At 32.1% G+C, this 18,628-nt stretch carries 15 protein-coding genes; all 15 read left to right on the top strand.

Annotated elements, in window-relative coordinates:
* Positions 1-3: 3 nt before the first annotated feature.
* The 15 genes from B8063_RS02770 to atpA all read left to right on the top strand — a co-directional run bounded on the left by B8063_RS02770 (position 4) and on the right by atpA (position 18,628).
* Positions 4-999 carry an aspartate-semialdehyde dehydrogenase gene (locus B8063_RS02770; RefSeq protein WP_085069246.1) on the top strand — a complete coding sequence of 332 codons (996 nt, stop codon included), beginning with the start codon at positions 4-6 and terminating at the stop codon, positions 997-999.
* A gap of 1 nt (position 1,000) precedes the next feature.
* Complete coding sequence (sdhC, locus tag B8063_RS02765) at positions 1,001-1,381, top strand: succinate dehydrogenase, cytochrome b556 subunit (protein ID WP_085069244.1); 381 nt, start codon at positions 1,001-1,003, stop codon at positions 1,379-1,381.
* The gene (gene sdhD / locus B8063_RS02760) at positions 1,381-1,707 is read left to right on the top strand and encodes a succinate dehydrogenase, hydrophobic membrane anchor protein (RefSeq protein WP_085069242.1); all 327 of its coding nucleotides are present in this window, start codon (positions 1,381-1,383) and stop codon (positions 1,705-1,707) included. Before sdhC ends, sdhD begins: the two co-directional genes overlap by 1 nt.
* The gene (gene sdhA, locus B8063_RS02755; RefSeq protein WP_085069240.1) at positions 1,707-3,482 is read left to right on the top strand and encodes a succinate dehydrogenase flavoprotein subunit; all 1,776 of its coding nucleotides are present in this window, start codon (positions 1,707-1,709) and stop codon (positions 3,480-3,482) included. The genes sdhD and sdhA overlap by 1 nt, the downstream gene beginning before the upstream one ends.
* Positions 3,482-4,255 (top strand): succinate dehydrogenase iron-sulfur subunit, encoded by a 774-nt coding sequence (locus B8063_RS02750; RefSeq protein ID WP_085069238.1) that lies wholly within the window; start codon positions 3,482-3,484, stop codon positions 4,253-4,255. The genes sdhA and B8063_RS02750 overlap by 1 nt, the downstream gene beginning before the upstream one ends.
* Before the next feature lie 24 nt (positions 4,256-4,279).
* Entirely contained in the window at positions 4,280-5,773 is a 1,494-nt protein-coding gene (locus B8063_RS02745; RefSeq protein ID WP_085069236.1) for a CoA-acylating methylmalonate-semialdehyde dehydrogenase, read from the top strand.
* Position 5,774: 1 nt separating this feature from the next.
* A complete protein-coding gene (gene mdh, locus B8063_RS02740) occupies positions 5,775-6,737 on the top strand; it encodes a malate dehydrogenase (RefSeq protein WP_085069234.1) in 963 nt (320 codons plus the stop codon).
* A 3-nt stretch (positions 6,738-6,740) separates the two neighbouring features.
* The gene (sucC, locus tag B8063_RS02735; RefSeq protein WP_085069232.1) at positions 6,741-7,901 is read left to right on the top strand and encodes an ADP-forming succinate--CoA ligase subunit beta; all 1,161 of its coding nucleotides are present in this window, start codon (positions 6,741-6,743) and stop codon (positions 7,899-7,901) included.
* Positions 7,902-7,904: 3 nt separating this feature from the next.
* Complete coding sequence (gene sucD / locus B8063_RS02730) at positions 7,905-8,780, top strand: succinate--CoA ligase subunit alpha (protein WP_085069230.1); 876 nt, start codon at positions 7,905-7,907, stop codon at positions 8,778-8,780.
* 39 nt (positions 8,781-8,819) lie between these two features.
* Positions 8,820-11,723: a 2-oxoglutarate dehydrogenase E1 component gene (locus B8063_RS02725; RefSeq protein ID WP_085069228.1), complete on the top strand. Its 2,904-nt coding sequence runs from the start codon at positions 8,820-8,822 to the stop codon at positions 11,721-11,723.
* On the top strand, positions 11,724-13,058 hold the full coding sequence (odhB, locus tag B8063_RS02720) for a 2-oxoglutarate dehydrogenase complex dihydrolipoyllysine-residue succinyltransferase (protein WP_085069226.1): 1,335 nt from the start codon (positions 11,724-11,726) through the stop codon (positions 13,056-13,058).
* Complete coding sequence (lpdA, locus tag B8063_RS02715; RefSeq protein WP_085069224.1) at positions 13,059-14,456, top strand: dihydrolipoyl dehydrogenase; 1,398 nt, start codon at positions 13,059-13,061, stop codon at positions 14,454-14,456.
* Positions 14,457-14,476: 20 nt separating this feature from the next.
* Complete coding sequence (gene priA, locus B8063_RS02710) at positions 14,477-16,432, top strand: replication restart helicase PriA (protein WP_085069222.1); 1,956 nt, start codon at positions 14,477-14,479, stop codon at positions 16,430-16,432.
* Between the two features lie 105 nt (positions 16,433-16,537).
* A complete protein-coding gene (gene atpH, locus B8063_RS02705; protein WP_085070861.1) occupies positions 16,538-17,092 on the top strand; it encodes an ATP synthase F1 subunit delta in 555 nt (184 codons plus the stop codon).
* Positions 17,093-18,628: a F0F1 ATP synthase subunit alpha gene (gene atpA / locus B8063_RS02700; RefSeq protein WP_085069220.1), complete on the top strand. Its 1,536-nt coding sequence runs from the start codon at positions 17,093-17,095 to the stop codon at positions 18,626-18,628. It begins immediately after the preceding gene.

Genomic DNA, 18,628 nt, shown 5'->3' with positions numbered 1-18,628 from the left:
ACCATGGATATTGCAATTGTAGGGGCAACAGGAAACGTAGGTCGTAAAACTTTAGAAGTTTTACAACAAAAGAATTTAAATATTGATAACCTCTATTTGGTTGCATCACCAAACAGCGCTGGAAAACAATTAGAATTCAATGGAAAAAAGTATTCAATAGAAAATCTAGAGACTTATGATTTTACTAAAGCAAAAATAACTTTCTTTGCAGCAGGTGGAAAAATTTCTGAACAGTATGCAGAAAAAGCTGCAAAACACACAACTGTAATTGATAATTCTAGTTATTTTAGAATGGATCCAGATGTTCCATTAATAGTTCCTCAAGTAAACGCAAAAGATATTCAGAACATGAAAAAAAATATAATTGCCAATCCTAATTGTTCCACAGCACAGTTAGTTTTAGTATTAAAGCCTTTGCATGATTTATTTAGAATTAAAAGAGTTATAGTATCTACCTACCAATCGGTTTCGGGAGGAGGCAAAGCCCCAATGAATGAATTGTTACAACAAACTAAAATGTATTTAGAAAACAAAGAAATTAAATCAAAAAATTTTACAAAACAAATTGCATTTAACATAATTCCACACATTGATAACTTTTCAGAAGATGGTTATACAAAAGAGGAATTAAAAATGACTAATGAAACAAAAAAAATTTTAGATGCAAGAATTGAACTGTCGGCAACATGTGTGAGAATACCAGTCTTAGTATCTCATTCAGAATCTGTAAATATTGAATTTGAACAAGAATTTTCTTTAGAGAAAATTAAAGATGTTTTAAATAATGCTCCAGGTTGTTCTCTCATAGATAAAAGAGAAAATGGTGGATATGTAACACCAATTGAGGCTACGGGAAAAAATGAGACTTTTATTTCTAGGATCAGAGAGGATAAATCAAAAAAAAATTGTTTAAATCTCTGGATTGTTTCAGATAATCTTCTTCGTGGGGCGGCATTAAATTCTGTCGAAATTGCAGAAGTTATTATAAATAATAATTAAAATGGAAAACAATCCTCTATCTCCTCATATTCAAATTTATAAATGGCATATTTCATCGTTAGTATCAATTACAACAAGAATTACGGGAATAATAAATATAATTGTCATTTCACTTTTATGTTTGTGGATTTCCTCTTTGTTATTAGGTGAGGAAACTTATAAATCGGTAAACTATTTTTTAAATTCATTTTTTGGAAAATTTTTTGTTGTAGGTGTTATTTGGTCTTTTAGTTTTCAAATGTTAAGTGAGATCAGGCATATTATTATGGATTTAGGTTATGGATTTGATTTAAAAACAACAAAAATTACTGGTTCTATTGTAATCGTTGGATCATTTATATTAACAATCTTAATTTATCTAATTGGGAGAAATTTGATTTAATGAAATCTGTTACTAAAAAATGGCTGTTTTTAAAAATTAGCTCACTGATTTTAATACCTTTGATGCTTTGGTTTATTCTAAATTTTGTATCTATTTATGATAATGATTATCAATCTGTAATCAGTTTTTTAAATTCTAAAACCTCAAAATTGTTAGTTAGTATTTTTTTAATTTTTTCCTATTTTTTTTCTGCTTTAAGCATTAGTGAGGTATTTGAAGATTATATACATGATGAAAATATCAAAAATGCCGCAAACAAAGCGTTAAATTTATTTGCTATAATATTACCCTTATTTACAATAATCATTTTATTTAATTTAAACTAATGACTGCTTATAAAATTATAGACCACGAATACGATGTAGTTGTACTTGGAGCTGGTGGATCAGGTCTAAGAGCTGCTGTAGGCTTAAGTGAGGCTGGTCTTAAAACTGCATGTATCTCCAAAGTATTTCCTACAAGAAGTCATACTTCTGCTGCTCAAGGTGGTATTTCAGCTGCACTTGGAAATATGGGAGAGGATGATTGGCGTTGGCACATGTATGACACTGTTAAAGGTGCAGATTGGTTAGGTGATCAAGACAGTATTGAGTATTTGTGCAAAGAGGCCCCAAAGGCAGTTATTGAATTAGAAAAGTATGGTGTCCCATTTAGCAGAACAGAAGATGGAAAAATATATCAAAGACCGTTCGGAGGAATGACTAAAAATTATGGTAATGGAATAGTTCAAAGAACTTGTGCAGCAGCAGATAGAACAGGTCATGCAATTTTACATACTCTTTATGGGCAAGCACTTAAACATAATACAGAATTTTTTATTGAATACTTTGCATTAGATTTATTAATGAAAGATGGTGAGTGTAAGGGGCTAATTGCATGGAATTTAAATGATGGAACTATCCATAGATTTAGATCGCACATAACTATCATTGCAACTGGAGGTTACGGCAAAGTATATTATTCAGCTACTTCTGCTCATACTTGTACAGGAGACGGAAACGCTATGGTATTAAGAGCTGGATTACCCTTACAAGATATGGAATTTGTACAGTTTCACCCAACTGGTATTTATGGTCATGGTACTTTGATTTCTGAGGGTGTGAGAGGTGAAGGTGGCTACCTTGTTAATTCCAAAGGTGAAAGATTTATGGAAAGATATGCTCCTAATGCGAAAGACTTAGCATCTAGAGATGTAGTAAGCAGGTCAATGTCAATTGAAATTAATGAAGGAAGAGGTGTCGGTAATGACAAAGACCACGTTCATTTATATTTAAATCATCTAGATAAAGATGTTATCGAAAATAGGTTACCAGGAATTACAGAGGCAGCAAGATTATTTGCAAACGTTGATGTAACCAAAGATCCTATTCCTGTTGTACCAACAGTTCATTATAACATGGGTGGAATACCTACAAATTATAAAGCTGAGGTTTTAACAGTTAATGGTTCTGAAAAAACTGTGCCTGGATTAATGGCTATAGGTGAGGCTGCATGTGTATCAGTACATGGTGCAAACAGATTAGGTTCTAACTCTTTAATTGATCTTGTTGTTTTTGGGAGATCAGCAGCAAAAAGAGCAGCTGAACTTATTAAGCCTGGAACTCCTCATGAAGAAATTAGTGAGAATGAAACTGAAAAATGTTTATCCCGATTTGATAAATTAAGAAATGCAGATGGTGAAAATTCCACAGCAGAATTAAGACTTTCAATGCAAAAAACAATGCAATCAAAATGTGCAGTTTTTAGAACTGAAAAAAATCTTAAAGAGGGAGTAGATGAAATAAGAAAAACTTATGATGGAATGGACTCTATTTCTGTAAAAGATAGATCGTTAGTATTTAATACAGACTTAGTTGAAACACTTGAATTTGATAACTTAATTCGTCAAGCAATAACAACAGTAGATTCAGCTTTTCACAGAAAAGAAAGTAGAGGTGCACATGCAAGAGAAGATTATCCAAAAAGGGATGATCAAAAATTTATGAAACACAGTCTTGCCTGGTGTGATGGTAAAAATACTAAAATTGAATACAGAGATGTTCATAAATCAACTTTAACAAATGAAGTTCAATATTTTCCACCTCAAGAAAGAGTATATTAATGGTTCAAATAAATTTACCTGAGAATTCAAAAATTCAAAAAGGTAAATATTTTAAAGACAAAACCAATTCAAAAAATATTAGAAAAGTTAACATTTATAGGTGGGATCCCTCAACAGGTAATAAGCCAAGAATAGATACCTACGAAGTAGATATGGACAATTGTTCCTCTAAAGTTTTAGATATTTTAAATAAAATAAAAAATGAGATTGACCCAACAATAACTTACAGAAGATCGTGTGCCCATGGAGTGTGTGGTTCATGCGCAATGAATATGGGAGGTAAAAACGGTCTCGCATGCACTACCCCACATTCTGAAATAAAAGGAGATATTAACATATATCCTTTACCACATTTAAAAGTAAAAAAAGATTTAATAGGTGATCTTGATGGTCTTTATAAACAATACAAATCCATAGAACCTTGGTTGAAAAATAAATCGACATCTGAAAGTAAAGAAATACACCAATCCCAAAAAGATAGATCAAAATTAGACGGAGCTTATGAATGCATTATGTGTGCTTGCTGTTCAACATCTTGCCCAAGTTACTGGTGGAATGGAGATAAATATCTTGGACCAGCAGTATTGTTGCAAGCTTATAGATGGATTGTTGATAGTAGAGATGAAGAAAGAAAAAAAAGATTAGAAAAAGTTGCTGATGAATTAAAACTTTATAGATGTCATACTATTATGAACTGTACAAATGCTTGTCCTAAAGGATTAAATCCAGCAAAAGCTATTGCTGAGATAAAAAAAATGCTTGCAACGACTTAATTACTTAATTAAACAATTTTATCAATGAATTTAATCGAACACTATATTGGTGGAAAAATAGTAACTGGATCATCAAGTAGAAAAGGTAAAGTATTTAATCCTGCAACTGGCACTCAAGAATCTGAAGTTTTGTTAGCTTCTAAATCAGATCTTGATTTAGCTGTACAAAAAGCAAAACAATCATTTGAAAGTTGGTCTAATACACCTCCTCTTCAAAGGGCGAGAATTATTTTTAAATATAAAGAATTAATAGAAAAAAATTCTGATCTCTTAACTAAACTTATAGTTTCTGAACACGGAAAAGTTTATGAAGATGCCAAGGGTTCACTAACTAGAGGCTTAGAAGTTGTTGAATTTGCCTGCGGGATACCTCAGATGTTAAAAGGTGAATTTACAGAAAATGTTGGAACTAACATTGACAGTTGGTCTATAAGACAACCTTTAGGAGTTTGTGCAGGTATTACCCCTTTTAATTTCCCTGCTATGGTTCCAATGTGGATGTTCCCAATGGCAATAGCGTGTGGAAATACTTTTATTTTAAAACCATCTGAAAAAGACCCATCTTGCTCACTCAAGCTTGCTGAACTATTTTCAGAAGCTGGTCTACCAGATGGAGTTTTAAACGTTGTTAATGGAGATAAAGAAGTTGTAGACGCAATATTAGAAAATAAAGATATAGCTGCAGTTAGTTTTGTAGGCTCAACACCTATAGCAAAATATATTTACGAAACAGCTGCAAAAAATGAAAAACGCGTTCAAGCTTTAGGTGGAGCTAAAAATCATTGTGTAGTAATGCCAGATTGTGACCTAGATCAAGCGGTAAATGGTTTAATGGGAGCAGCCTATGGTTCTGCTGGAGAAAGATGTATGGCACAATCAGTTGCTGTTGCAGTTGGAAATGTTGGAGATAAATTAGTTGAACAATTAGCAAAAAAAGTTGAAGCATTAAAAGTGGGACCAGGAATGGATAAATCTTCAGAAATGGGTCCATTAGTAACCAAAGAACATCTCGAAAAAGTTAAAGGATATGTTGATTTGGGAGTACAAGAAGGTGCAAAATTAGTTGTTGATGGAAGGGATATAAAATTACAAGGATATGAGGAAGGTTATTACATTGGTGGCTGTCTGTTTGATAATGTAAAAAAGGAAATGAGAATTTACAAAGAAGAAATTTTTGGACCTGTATTGTCAGTAGTAAGAGCAAAAGATTTTAATGAGGCTATAAATCTAATAAACGATCATGAGTTTGGAAACGGGACCAGTATTTATACAAGAGATGGAGATACAGGTAGGACTTTTGCAAATAAAATTAAAGTTGGAATGGTGGGAATTAATATTCCAATACCAGTTCCAGTAGCTTTTCATAGTTTTGGAGGGTGGAAACGTTCATTATTTGGAGATCAGCATATGCATGGTCCAGAGGGTGTTAGATTTTATACAAAATTAAAAACAATAACATCTAGATGGCCTTCAGGAATAAGAATGAATCCTGAATTTGTTATGCCAACAATGAAATAATATGACCAAAATATCATTAATAGGAGCAGGGCAAATTGGTGGAACTTTAGCTCATTTAATTGGTCTCAAAGAATTAGCCAATGAGGTTGTACTATTTGATGTGGCTAGTGGAATTGCAAAAGGAAAAGCACTTGATATCGCACAATCTTCATCAGTAGATGGATTTAATGTAAAATTTTCAGGAACAGATAATTATGAAGATATTAAAGATTCAGATGTAATTATTATTACTGCAGGCGTTCCTCGAAAACCAGGGATGAGTAGAGACGATCTTCTGGGAATTAATCTAAAAATAATAAAACAAGTTGCAGAAGGAATTAAAAAATATTCACCCAATGCTTTTGTAATATGCATTACTAATCCTTTGGATGTAATGGTTATGGCATTTCAAAAATACTCGGGATTACCAACAAACAAAGTTGTTGGTATGGCTGGTATTTTGGATAGTTCAAGATTTAAATTATTTTTGTCTTTAGATCTGAATGTTCCAGTTAAAGAAATTCATGCAATGGTAATGGGAGGTCATGGAGATACGATGGTCCCTTTACCAAGATTTACAAAAATCTCAGGAAAACCGCTTAATGAATTAGTTAAACAGGGAAAAATATCAGAGGAGAGACTAGAAAGTATTAATCAAAGGACTAGAGACGGTGGAGCTGAAATTGTAAAGTACCTAGAAAAGGGTTCTGCCTTTTATGCACCAGCTGCTTCTGGTGTTGAGATGGCAAAAGCATACATGAATAATGAGAATAAAGTTTTACCATGTGCTGCATATCTTGATGGAGAATATGGAGTGAACGGTATCTATGCAGGTGTACCAGTTGTAATTAATAATAAAGGAATAGACAAAATTGAAGTTATTGAGTTAGATCAAAAAGAAAAAGAACAATTTGATCACTCAATTGAGGCTGTAAAAAAACTATGGGATGCTGCATCTGCAATTGATCCAGATTTAAAGAAGTAGGTCATGAATATACATGAGCATCAGGCTAAAGAAGTTCTAAAGAAATACGGCGCAAATGTCCCAAACGGTTATTTTGCTCTCAACGTAAAAGATCTAGTTGAAAAAGCAAAAAATTTAAATACTGAAAAATATGTTTTAAAAGCACAAATCCATGCTGGGGGAAGAGGAAAAGGTGGAGGTGTAAAAATTATAGATAATTTAAAAGATTTAGAAAAAGAAGCATCAAAACTTTTAGGTAAAAATCTAGTCACTCATCAAACTGGACCTAGTGGAAGAGAAGTAAAGAGGTTATATGTTGAAGAGTCTTCTAATATTGAAAGAGAATTTTATTTATCATGTTTAGTTGATAGAGCAAGCTCAAAGATAGCATTTATATCCAGTGATCAAGGCGGAATGGATATAGAAAAAGTTGCTGCAGAAACACCCGAAAAAATTATTACTACTAAAATTGATTTAACAAATGAAATTTTAGCTGATGACTGTAAAAAAATTATAAATATTTTTGGTCTTAAAAATGAAGCTAAGATAGAAGCAATTCACCTAATTAAATCGATATATAAAATGTTTATAGATACGGATGCAAATTTAGTTGAAATCAATCCATTAATACTTACTAAAACTAATTCTGTTGTTTGTTTAGATGCAAAAATGAACTTTGATAGTAATGCACTATTTAGACAATCAGAAATTTTAAAGTTCAGAGACCTCAGTGAAGAAAATGAAACAGAAATAGAGGCAAGTAAACATGATCTTGCTTATATCAAACTAGATGGAAGTATAGGCTGCATGGTCAACGGAGCTGGTCTTGCTATGGCTACTATGGACATAATAAAACTCTATGGCGAAGAACCAGCGAATTTCTTAGACGTTGGAGGAGGGGCATCTAAAGAAAAAGTCTCAGCTGCATTTAAGTTAATTCTATCTGATGCTAATGTTAAAGGAATATTGATTAATATATTTGGAGGCATAATGAGATGTGATATTCTTGCTCAAGGGGTAGTTGATGCTGCTAAAGAAATAAATATTTCAGTTCCATTAGTAGTAAGATTAGCAGGTACAAATTTCAAAGAGGGAAAAGAAATTTTAAAAAAGTCAGGTTTAAAAATAATTCCAGCTGAAAATTTAGATGATGCTGCAAAAAAAATAGTAGAGGCGATAAGATAATTTGTGTCTATTTTAGTTAATAAAAATACAAAAGTTATTTGCCAAGGTTTTACTGGTGCTAATGGTACCTTTCACTCTGAACAAGCAATGAAATATGGAACAAATATAGTTGGAGGTGTTACTCCAAACAAAGGAGGTCAAACTCATCTTGAAAGACCTGTTTTCAATACTGTTAAAGAGGCAAAAGATAAAACAGGCGCTAATGCATCAATGATTTATGTGCCAGCAAAATTTGCTTCATCAGCAATTATAGAGGCAATTGATGCATCTATAGAATTAATTGTTTGTGTGACAGAGGGTATACCTGTCCTTGATATGTTAAGAGTAAAACAGCATTTAAATAAATCTAAATCAAGATTAATTGGACCTAACTGCCCAGGCATTATCACGCCAGATGAATGCAAAATAGGAATTATGCCGGGAAATATTCATAAAAAAGGATCAGTTGGTATAGTTTCGCGATCAGGAACATTAACTTATGAAGCTGTTGCTCAAACAACTGAAAATGGGTTAGGGCAAACTACCTGTATAGGTATTGGTGGGGATCCTATTAATGGAACAAATTTTATTGATTGCTTAGATCTTTTTTTGAATGATGAGGATACAAAATCAATCTTAATGATAGGTGAAATAGGAGGAACAGCAGAAGAAGAGGCCGCTGAGTTTGTAAAAAATCATAATATAAAAAAACCAATTGTTGGATTTGTAGCAGGATTAACAGCACCTCCTGGTAGAAGAATGGGGCATGCTGGTGCAATAATTTCAGGAGGCAAAGGTGGCGCAGAAGATAAAATAAAAAAAATGGAAGAATGTGGTATTACAATTGCAAAATCCCCTTCTGAGATAGGGAAAACTCTTTTTAATAAATTGTCTAGTTGATAATATTTTTTTAGTAATATAGCTTAACGATATAGACAAATGTCATCTTCAAAAAACTTAGAGTATAAAAAAACATCATTTCTGAATAAGACAAATAGTGCATTTATAGAGGAGATGTATGTAAGATTTTTAAACCAAGATCCAAATCTTGCAGATAGTTGGAAAGATTATTTTGAAGGTATTCAGGACGAAGCAGAAGTTATTTTAAATGATATTAATGGACCATCATGGAAACCTGAAGGGGTAAGAATAAATTCCAATAATATAGAAAAAATAATTGAAAAAAATGGCAATGCATCCAAAGATGTATCTGATAAATTTAATTTTCAAGTAGTTGCAAATTCCAACAAAGAATCCATAAGTGCTGTAGCACTTATAAGAGCTTATAGGCTAAGAGGACATCTACTTGCAAAGTTAGATCCTCTAGAAATGATGACGACAGAATATTTAGATGAGTTACATCCTGAATATTATGGTTTTGATAAGAAAAACTACGATAAAAAAATTGAACTTAATGGTGTAATAAACAGGGAGAAAGCAAGCATACGAGAGATACTTCAATTCTTAAAAAAAACTTATTGTGGCCCAGTTGGTTATGAGTACATGCATATCTCCAATCCAACTGAAAGAAAATGGTTTAGAGATAGAGTTGAAAAAGACGAGAATGCATTAAAATTTACTAACAATGGAAAAGATGCAATTTTAAATAAGCTTATTCAAGCTGAAGGTTTTGAAAAGTTTTTACATACAAAATACGTTGGAACCAAAAGATTTGGCTTAGATGGTGGGGAAAGTTTGATACCTGCGTTAGAGCAGATCATAAAAATTGGAGGACAGTTTAAAATTAAAGAAGTTAAAATAGGCATGTCTCATAGAGGACGATTAAACGTATTAGCAAACGTTTTACAAAAATCTTACAAAAGAATTTTTAATGAGTTTGCTGGAGAAATGAGTGGTAACACTAAAGATAGTGCTGGAGATGTGAAGTATCATTTGGGGGCTTCCTCAAATAGAGAATTTGATGGAAATTCGGTACATGTCAGTCTTACAGATAATCCATCTCATCTAGAGGCTGTAAATCCAGTTGTTTTAGGACAAACACGAGCAAAGCAATTTTTTCATGGCGATAAAGAAAGAAATAAAGTTATACCTATTCTTATCCATGGTGATGCTGCGTTTGCTGGCCAAGGAGTTGTATCTGAGTGTTTTGCAATGTCAGGGCTACCCGGTCACAACACTGGAGGAACAATTCATATAATTGTAAATAACCAAATAGGATTTACTACAAGCCCAAGATTTGCACGTTCATCACCATATCCATCTGATATTGGGAAAATGGTAGATGCACCAATAATTCATGTCAATGGAGATAATCCTGAAGCTGTAGTTTACGCGACAAGAGTAGCAACAGAGTTTAGATTAAAATTTAACAGAGATGTGGTTATTGATCTAATTTGTTATAGAAGATTTGGTCATAACGAAGGAGATGAGCCATCTTTTACCCAGCCTTTAATGTATAAGAAAATAAGATCACACCCGTCTACGGTAAATATTTATGGAGAAAAACTAGTAAATGAAAATCTTTTCTCTAAAGATCAACTTAATTTAAAAATTCAAGAGTTTAAGAATTTATTAGACGATCAATTTAAAACTGCGAAAGACTATAAACCGAAAATAGAATGGTTTGAGGGAACATGGTCTAGATACAAACCAGAAAAAGGAAAAGATAGACGAGGTGTTACAGGAGCTGACATTAAAATTTTAAAAGAAATTTCAAATAAAATTAATATTGTTCCACAAGAAAAAAATATTCATAAAACAATTATTAAAATTCTTGACTCCAGAAGACAAACAGTTGAGCAAGGTGTTGGAATTGACTGGGCTACAGCAGAGGCTTTAGCTTTTGGTTCTTTATTGGAGGAGGGATATCCAGTTAGATTGGTTGGCCAAGATTCAGGAAGAGGGACTTTTAGTCAAAGACATTCTGTTCTAAGAAATCAAATTGATAATTCCAGATATATTCCTTTGAACAATATATCAAAATATCAAAAAAATTTTGAAGTTGTTGATAGTTTTTTATCAGAACTCGCAGTCCTAGGATTTGAGTATGGATATAGTTTAGTTGAACCAAATACTCTTACTTTGTGGGAAGCACAGTTTGGAGATTTTGCTAATGGTGCCCAAGTAATTATTGACCAATTTATTGCATCTGGAGAAAGGAAATGGAATAGAGCCTCAGGATTAGTAATGCTGCTACCCCATGGATATGAAGGTCAAGGTCCAGAGCATTCTTCCGCAAGATTGGAGAGATATCTACAATTATGTGCAAATGATAATCTTCAAATTATGAATTGCACTACTCCAGCTAACTATTTTCATGCATTGAGAAGACAAATGCACAGAGACTTTAGAAAGCCTTTAATTATGATGACACCAAAGTCCTTACTAAGAAATAAATTATGTGTATCAAATATAGAGGATTTTAGTAAAGAAAATACATTTCACAGAGTACTCTGGGATCACGCTTTAGATCCTAAAGCTGAGGGTTTTTTAAAATTAAAAGATAAATCAAAGATAAGAAAAGTTATTATGTGTTCTGGTAAAGTATACTTTGATTTATTGGCAGCAAGAGAGAAACTAAAAGTTGATGACGTTGCATTGTATAGAATTGAACAATTATACCCATTTCCTGCAAAAGCTCTTGTAAAAGAACTTAGACCATTTGCAAATAATTCAAATTTTTTTTGGTGCCAAGAGGAACCAAAAAATATGGGTGCATGGTTCTCAGTAAGAGATTATATACAATGGACATTAGAAACTATTAAGGCTAAAAATAGTAAAATTTCTTATATAGGAAGAAATCCTGATGCTTCACCTGCAACAGGTTACGCAAAAAGACATCTTTCAGAACAACAAGAAATTATTAATAAAGTATTTGAATAAATGAGTGAAAAAATTCTAGTCCCTGTGCTTGGAGAGAGTATTACTGAGGCAACAGTATCCAAGTGGTTAAAGAAACAAGGCGACAGTGTCATTGCAGATGAAGCTGTAGTTGAACTTGAAACTGATAAAGTAAATTTAGAAGTACCAGCATCAACACATGGTGTTATTGCAGAGATTAATGCCAACGAAGGAGATACAGTTGAAGTAGGAGCAGTTTTAGGAGTGATTTCAGAGACTGCAAATAAAACAGAAAATAAACCTTCTAATCAAGTTATAGAAGATCAAAAAGACCAAGTAGAGGAGAACCCTAAAATATTTGAGACTAAAGTCGAACCAACATTAGAAACTGAAGAAAAAGACAATGTTATAAGCTTGGATGTAGAAAAAAAACAAAAAGTATTAGAAACTTCAGATGAAGAACAGCCATTTGTTTTAACAGATGAAGTATTAGAGCCAAATGCAGAAGAAACAAAAATAAATCCGATATTATCCCCCGCTGTAAGAAAAATGGTTGCAGAAAAAAAAATTGATTTAGAACAAGTAAAACCTACAGGAAAAGATGGCAGAATATTAAAAGGCGACTTAATTAGTATGATGGGTGCCAATCCTCAACCAAACCAAAGAAAAATTCAATTTGGTGAAGAGGAAAGAATTAAGATGTCTAGGTTAAGACAGACTATTGCAAAAAGACTAAAGGAAGCCCAGGAAAATGCAGCAATGTTAACCACTTTTAATGAGGTTGACATGTCAGGTATAATGTCGATGCGAAAAGAAAATCAAGAAGATTTTCAGGCAAGATATGGAATTAAACTTGGATTTATGTCCTTTTTTGTAAAAGCTTGCGTGGTTGGTTTAAAATTATTTCCAGCAATAAATGCAGAAATAGAGGGACAGGAAATAATATATAAAAATTACTATAATATTAGCTTTGCTGTTGGAACTGAAAAAGGTTTAGTAGTACCAGTTTTAAAAAATGCTGACGAAATGTCTTTTGCTGACATAGAGAAAGAAATTAAAAATCTGTCAGAAAAAGCAAAAAATAATTCTTTAGTTATTGAGGATTTACAAGGTGGTACATTTACAATCAGCAATGGGGGAGTGTATGGTTCAATGTTGTCTACCCCGATTTTAAATCCTCCTCAGTCAGGTGTATTAGGAATGCACAATATTGTTGAAAGACCTGTTGTTCAAGATAATGAAATTAAAGTAAAACCAATAATGTATCTTGCACTTTCATATGACCATAGGATTATAGATGGAAAAGACTCAGTTTCTTTTTTAAAAACAGTTAAAGAAAACCTTGAAGATCCAAGGAGATTATTTTTAAATATTTAAATGTCAGAAAAATTTGATGTAACAGTAATTGGTGGTGGCCCTGGTGGGTATGTCTGTGCAATAAGATTATCACAACTAGGTCTAAAAACTGCATGCATTGAATCCAGAGGATCGCTTGGTGGAACCTGCTTAAATGTAGGGTGTATTCCATCAAAAAGCTTATTGAACTTATCTGAAAATTTTCACAAGGCAAAAAATTTTGAAAAGATTGGTATCGAAATTGGTGAAATTAAATTGAACCTTGGAAAGATGATGAAAAATAAAGAAAAGGCTGTAACTGTTTTAACAAAGGGAATAGAATTTTTGTTCAAAAAAAATAAGGTTTCTTATTTCAAAGGCAAAGGATCATTTAAGAGCTCAAATGAAATAGTAGTTTCTGAGGATGGAGAAGAAACAGTTATTGAGACTGAAAAAGCAATAATTAGTACTGGTTCAGAGCCTGTATCAATACCTGGAATGGAATTTGATGAGGAAAAAATAATCTCGTCTACTGGAGCATTATCCTTGGAAAAATTACCAAAAAAAATGGTTGTAGTTGGTGGAGGATATATTGGTTTGGAAATGGGTTCAGTTTGGTCAAGACTTGGAACAGAAGTAGAAGTTGTTGAATTTCTAGATCATATTACACCTGGTATGGACCGTGAGATATCAACTGAATTCATGAAGATACTTAAAAAACAAGGAATAAAATTTAAATTAAATACCAAGGTTGAAAAAATTACAAAAAATGAAAATGGAGTTATCCTTGAAGTAATTGATAAAGAAAATAAGAAAAAAAATATAGAAGCTGATGTTGTCCTTATTTCAGTTGGAAGACGACCATACACGACCGGTTTAAAATTAGAAAATGTGGGAGTTAAAACTGACGAAAAAGGAAAGGTAAAAGTAGATAAAAATTTTGAAACAAATATTAAAAACATATTTGCTATTGGTGATGTTATTGATGGTCCTATGTTAGCTCACAAAGCAGAAGAGGAAGGAATTGCAGTTGCAGAATTTATTGCTGGTCAATCAGGACATGTAAATTACGAGATTATACCTGGTGTAATTTATACCTCTCCAGAAGTTGCTTCAGTAGGAAAAACTGAGGAACAATTAAATGAAAAAAAAATTAATTTTAAAGTTGGAAAATTTCCTTTTATGGCAAATTCAAGAGCAAAAGCAATAGATGAGCCTGAAGGTTTTGTTAAAATTCTTGCTGATGCAACTTCTGATAAAGTTTTAGGAGTACATATTATAGGCCCACACGCTGGAGAAATGATTGCTGAAATGGCTATTGCAATGGAGTTTGGTGCAAGTTCAGAGGACATAGCGAGAACTTGCCATGCGCACCCAACATTTTCAGAGGCAATAAAAGAAGCGGCTTTATCTGTAGAAAAAAGACAGATTCACTCTTAATATATTTCATAATATCAATTATGAAATATCCGATTTTATTACCTAATATTTTTGATTATCCATTTACTTATGAAAGTGAAAGCAAATTAAATATTGGTGACTATGTAAATGTACCTTTTGGCTCAAAAACGATAACAGGTGTTGTATGGGATAAATTTGAGGAAAATAATAATAAAAACTTTAAAATTAAATCAATTAAAGAAAAATTAAATATTCTATCCTTAAAAAAACAAACCATAAATTTTTTAAATTGGTTTTCATATTATAACCTTATTCCACTTGGTATGACGCTCAGGCTTCACTTTCTCAGTGGAAAAGCTATAGAAATGCAAAAAAAAGAAGAGTATCAAAAATATTCTAAAAAGTTCGGCAAACACCAATTTAATTTATCTAATGAGCAAATAAAAGCCTACAAAGAAATAATAAAAAAAGATGACAAATTTAGAGTACACTTACTACAAGGCACAACTGGCTCAGGGAAGACAATTGTTTACTTTAATTCAATAAAAAAAATTCTTGATCAGGGAAAACAATCTTTAATTTTATTACCAGAAATTGGTCTCACGGGAGAATTTGAAAAGAAATTTAAGAATTTTTTTGGTTTTGAGGCAGCTATTTGGCACTCAAAAATAACTCCAAAAATGAAAAAAATTATTTGGAGTGGATTAGCGTCGGGTGAAATTAAAGTGGTTATTGGTGCAAGATCATCCTTATTTTTACCTTTTAAAAACTTGGGATTAATTACCGTGGATGAAGAACATGATCAATCTTATAAACAAGATGAGGGTGTAATTTATAATGCAAGAGATATGGCGATTGCTCGTGCCAGTAATGAAAATATACCTATTAATTTAGTAACAGCTGTTCCATCTATAGAAACTTATGCAAATGTTAAAAATGAAAAATATTATCATTCAAGGTTGAAAAGAAGATATAAGGATGCAAAATTACCCAATCATCATATTATAGATCTCAACCAATACAAACTTGCAAAAAAGTCATTTATTTCATCGAAAACTTTAGAAAAAGTAAATGAACATCTTCTAAAAGGTGATCAAATACTTTTCTTTATTAATAGAAGAGGTTTTGCTCCGTATGTTTTATGTAAAAAATGTTTGAATGTATTTTCATGTCCAAATTGTTCAATCAATCTTGTTTATCATAAAAATAATAAAAAACTTCTCTGTCATTATTGTGGTTACAGTTCTAACTTGAATAGAAAATGTAAAAAACAAGATAACTGTGAATTTATTTTTAGTGGACCAGGTGTTGAAAAAATTGCCGAGGAGGTAGAAATATTATTTCCAAACAAAAAAATAAATATTTTTTCAAGTGATACAATGAATAAAGCTTCAGGAAAAAAAATTTTAGATAAAATTATTTCTGGAGAAATTAACATACTTATAGGGACCCAATTAATTTCAAAAGGTTTCCACTTTCCTAATCTAAATTGTATTATTGTATTAGATATTGATTTGACTTCACAAGGACACGATCTAAGAAGTGCAGAGAAAAATTTACAATTATATCATCAACTTTCTGGTCGAGCAGGTCGAGCAGGCAAGCCTGCAAATATTTATTTTCAAACCTTAAATATAAAAACTGAAGTAATTGATCAAATAACTCATCAAGATCCATTTAAGTTTTTAGATCATGAATTAGAACTTCGTAAACAAAACAACCTCCCACCTTTTGAAAGATTTGTCTCATTAATTTTAACCTCAGAAGATGAAAAATTATTATATGATGAAGCTTTAAAATTTAAGAATAAACTTGTCAGTAAAATTAGTGAAAAAATTCTTGGTCCTGTTAATGCGCCTGTGTTTAGAATTAAGAGAAAGTTTAGAAGCAGGCTCTTAATAAGAGCGAAGAAAAACAGCAACATTCAAAAAAAACTCAAAATGATCTTAAAAGAAATTAAATTTTCCAAAGGAATGAAACTAATAGTTGATGTTGACCCGGTAAGCTTCAATTAGTCCACTAAATACAGACATTTTTTAAAATCTGAGTCTTGAAGACTGATTATTGGTGTGTTAATTAAGCGAAATTTTTATAAAACATCTTCATATTTGAGAACTAAATTGACTAAAATTAATACTTCAGTGACATCAAATAATAGCTACTCTCAAGCTTTGTTTGAGTTAGCATCTGAAAACTATGTTCTTTTAGAAGTAGAAGAGCAAACATCAGCTTTATTGAAATTAATCAAAACAAGTTCGGATTTTAGAGATTTGATTAAAAATCCAACTACAAAAAGTGATGATCTAATTAAGATAATGGATGAGATTGCAAACCAAAATAATTTTAATGGATTGTTAAAAAGATTTATTAGTTTTTTAATAAAAAAGAGAAGATTCTTTTACGTTGAAAAAATATTTAACGATTATCTAGACGTATGTTCTAGATCAAGAGGAGAAATTAAAGCAGAACTTTTAGCTGCTAAAGAGTTAAATAAAAATGATATAGACAAAGTTAAAAACGAATTAGCTGAAAATTTTGGCTCAAATATAAAATTAAACTATAAACATGATCCAAGTTTAATTGGTGGATTGGTTATTAAAGTAGGTAGCACTATGGTTGATACCTCCATTAAAAATAAATTACATCAAATACAAAAGCAAATGATAGAGGCATAAATGGAAATAAATCCTTCAGAAGTAACTAAGATTTTAAAAGAACAAATTAAACAATTTGGAGACAAAGCCGAAGTTTCTGAAGTTGGACAAGTATTATCTGTAGGCGATGGTATTGCAAGAATTTACGGTCTAGATAATGTTCAAGCTGGAGAAATGGTTGAGTTTTCAGATGGATCAAAAGGTATGGCACTAAACCTTGAAAGCGAAAATGTGGGTGTTGTAATTTTTGGTGATGATAGAGCCGTTAAAGAAGGCGATACAGTTAAAAGAACAGGAGCTATTGTTGATACTCCAGTTGGAAAAGAACTTCTGGGAAGAGTCGTTGACGGTTTAGGAAATCCGATAGATGGCAAAGGTGCTCTAGATAAAGGTATTAAGAAAAGCAGGGTTGAGGTAAAAGCGCCTGGAATTATTCCAAGAAAATCTGTTAGTGAACCTATGCAAACAGGTTTAAAATCAATTGACAGTTTGGTTCCAATTGGAAGAGGTCAAAGAGAATTAATAATTGGGGACAGACAAACTGGAAAAACAGCGGTCGCAATTGATGCAATTATCAACCAAAAAAAAATTAATGAGTCTGGCGATGAAAAACAAAAACTTTATTGTATTTACGTTGCCATTGGTCAAAAAAGATCAACTGTAAGACAAATTGAAAAGACTTTAGAGGAAGCTGGAGCAATGGAGTATACAACTATTGTTGCTGCAACCGCTTCTGATGCTGCCCCTCTTCAATTTCTGGCACCATATACAGGATGTGCAATGGGAGAATACTTTAGAGATAATGGAATGCACGCATTAATTATTTATGATGACTTATCAAAACAAGCAGTTGCATATAGACAAATGTCTCTGTTGTTAAGAAGACCTCCAGGAAGAGAAGCTTACCCAGGTGATGTATTTTATTTACATAGTAGATTATTAGAGAGAGCCGCAAAACTAGGAGATGATCATGGTGGCGGATCATTGACAGCACTGCCAATAATTGAAACTCAGGGTGGAGACGTATCTGCTTTTATTCCAACAAATGTAATTTCAATTACAGATGGGCAAATTTTTCTTGAAACAGAACTATTCAATCAAGGAATTAGACCCGCAATAAACGTTGGTCTGTCAGTTTCAAGAGTAGGGTCTTCTGCTCAAACTAAAGCAATGAAAAAGGTTTCTGGATCAATGAAACTAGAGCTGGCTCAATACAGAGAGATGGCAGCTTTTGCACAGTTTGGTTCTGATTTAGATGCCGCTACTCAAAAACTTTTGAATAGAGGTTCAAAACTAACCGAACTTTTAAAACAGAAGCAGTATTCACCCATGACAGTTGCTGAGCAGGTTATATCAGTATTTTGTGGTGTAAAAGGACATTTAGATGAAATTGAACAAAAAGATATTGCAACATTTGAGACTAAAATTATTGAAAAATGTAGATCTGAAAAACCTGAAATAATTGATTCTATTAATTCTTCAGGAAAACTTGATGAAGATAATGAAAAAGTATTAACAGAATTAATCTCGGATTTAAAAAAAACTTTTAACTCATAA

It is taken from the genome of Candidatus Pelagibacter sp. RS40 (assembly GCF_002101295.1).
Taxonomy (GTDB): Bacteria; Pseudomonadota; Alphaproteobacteria; order Pelagibacterales; family Pelagibacteraceae; genus Pelagibacter.
This window is presented reverse-complemented; position numbering and strand designations above follow the sequence as displayed.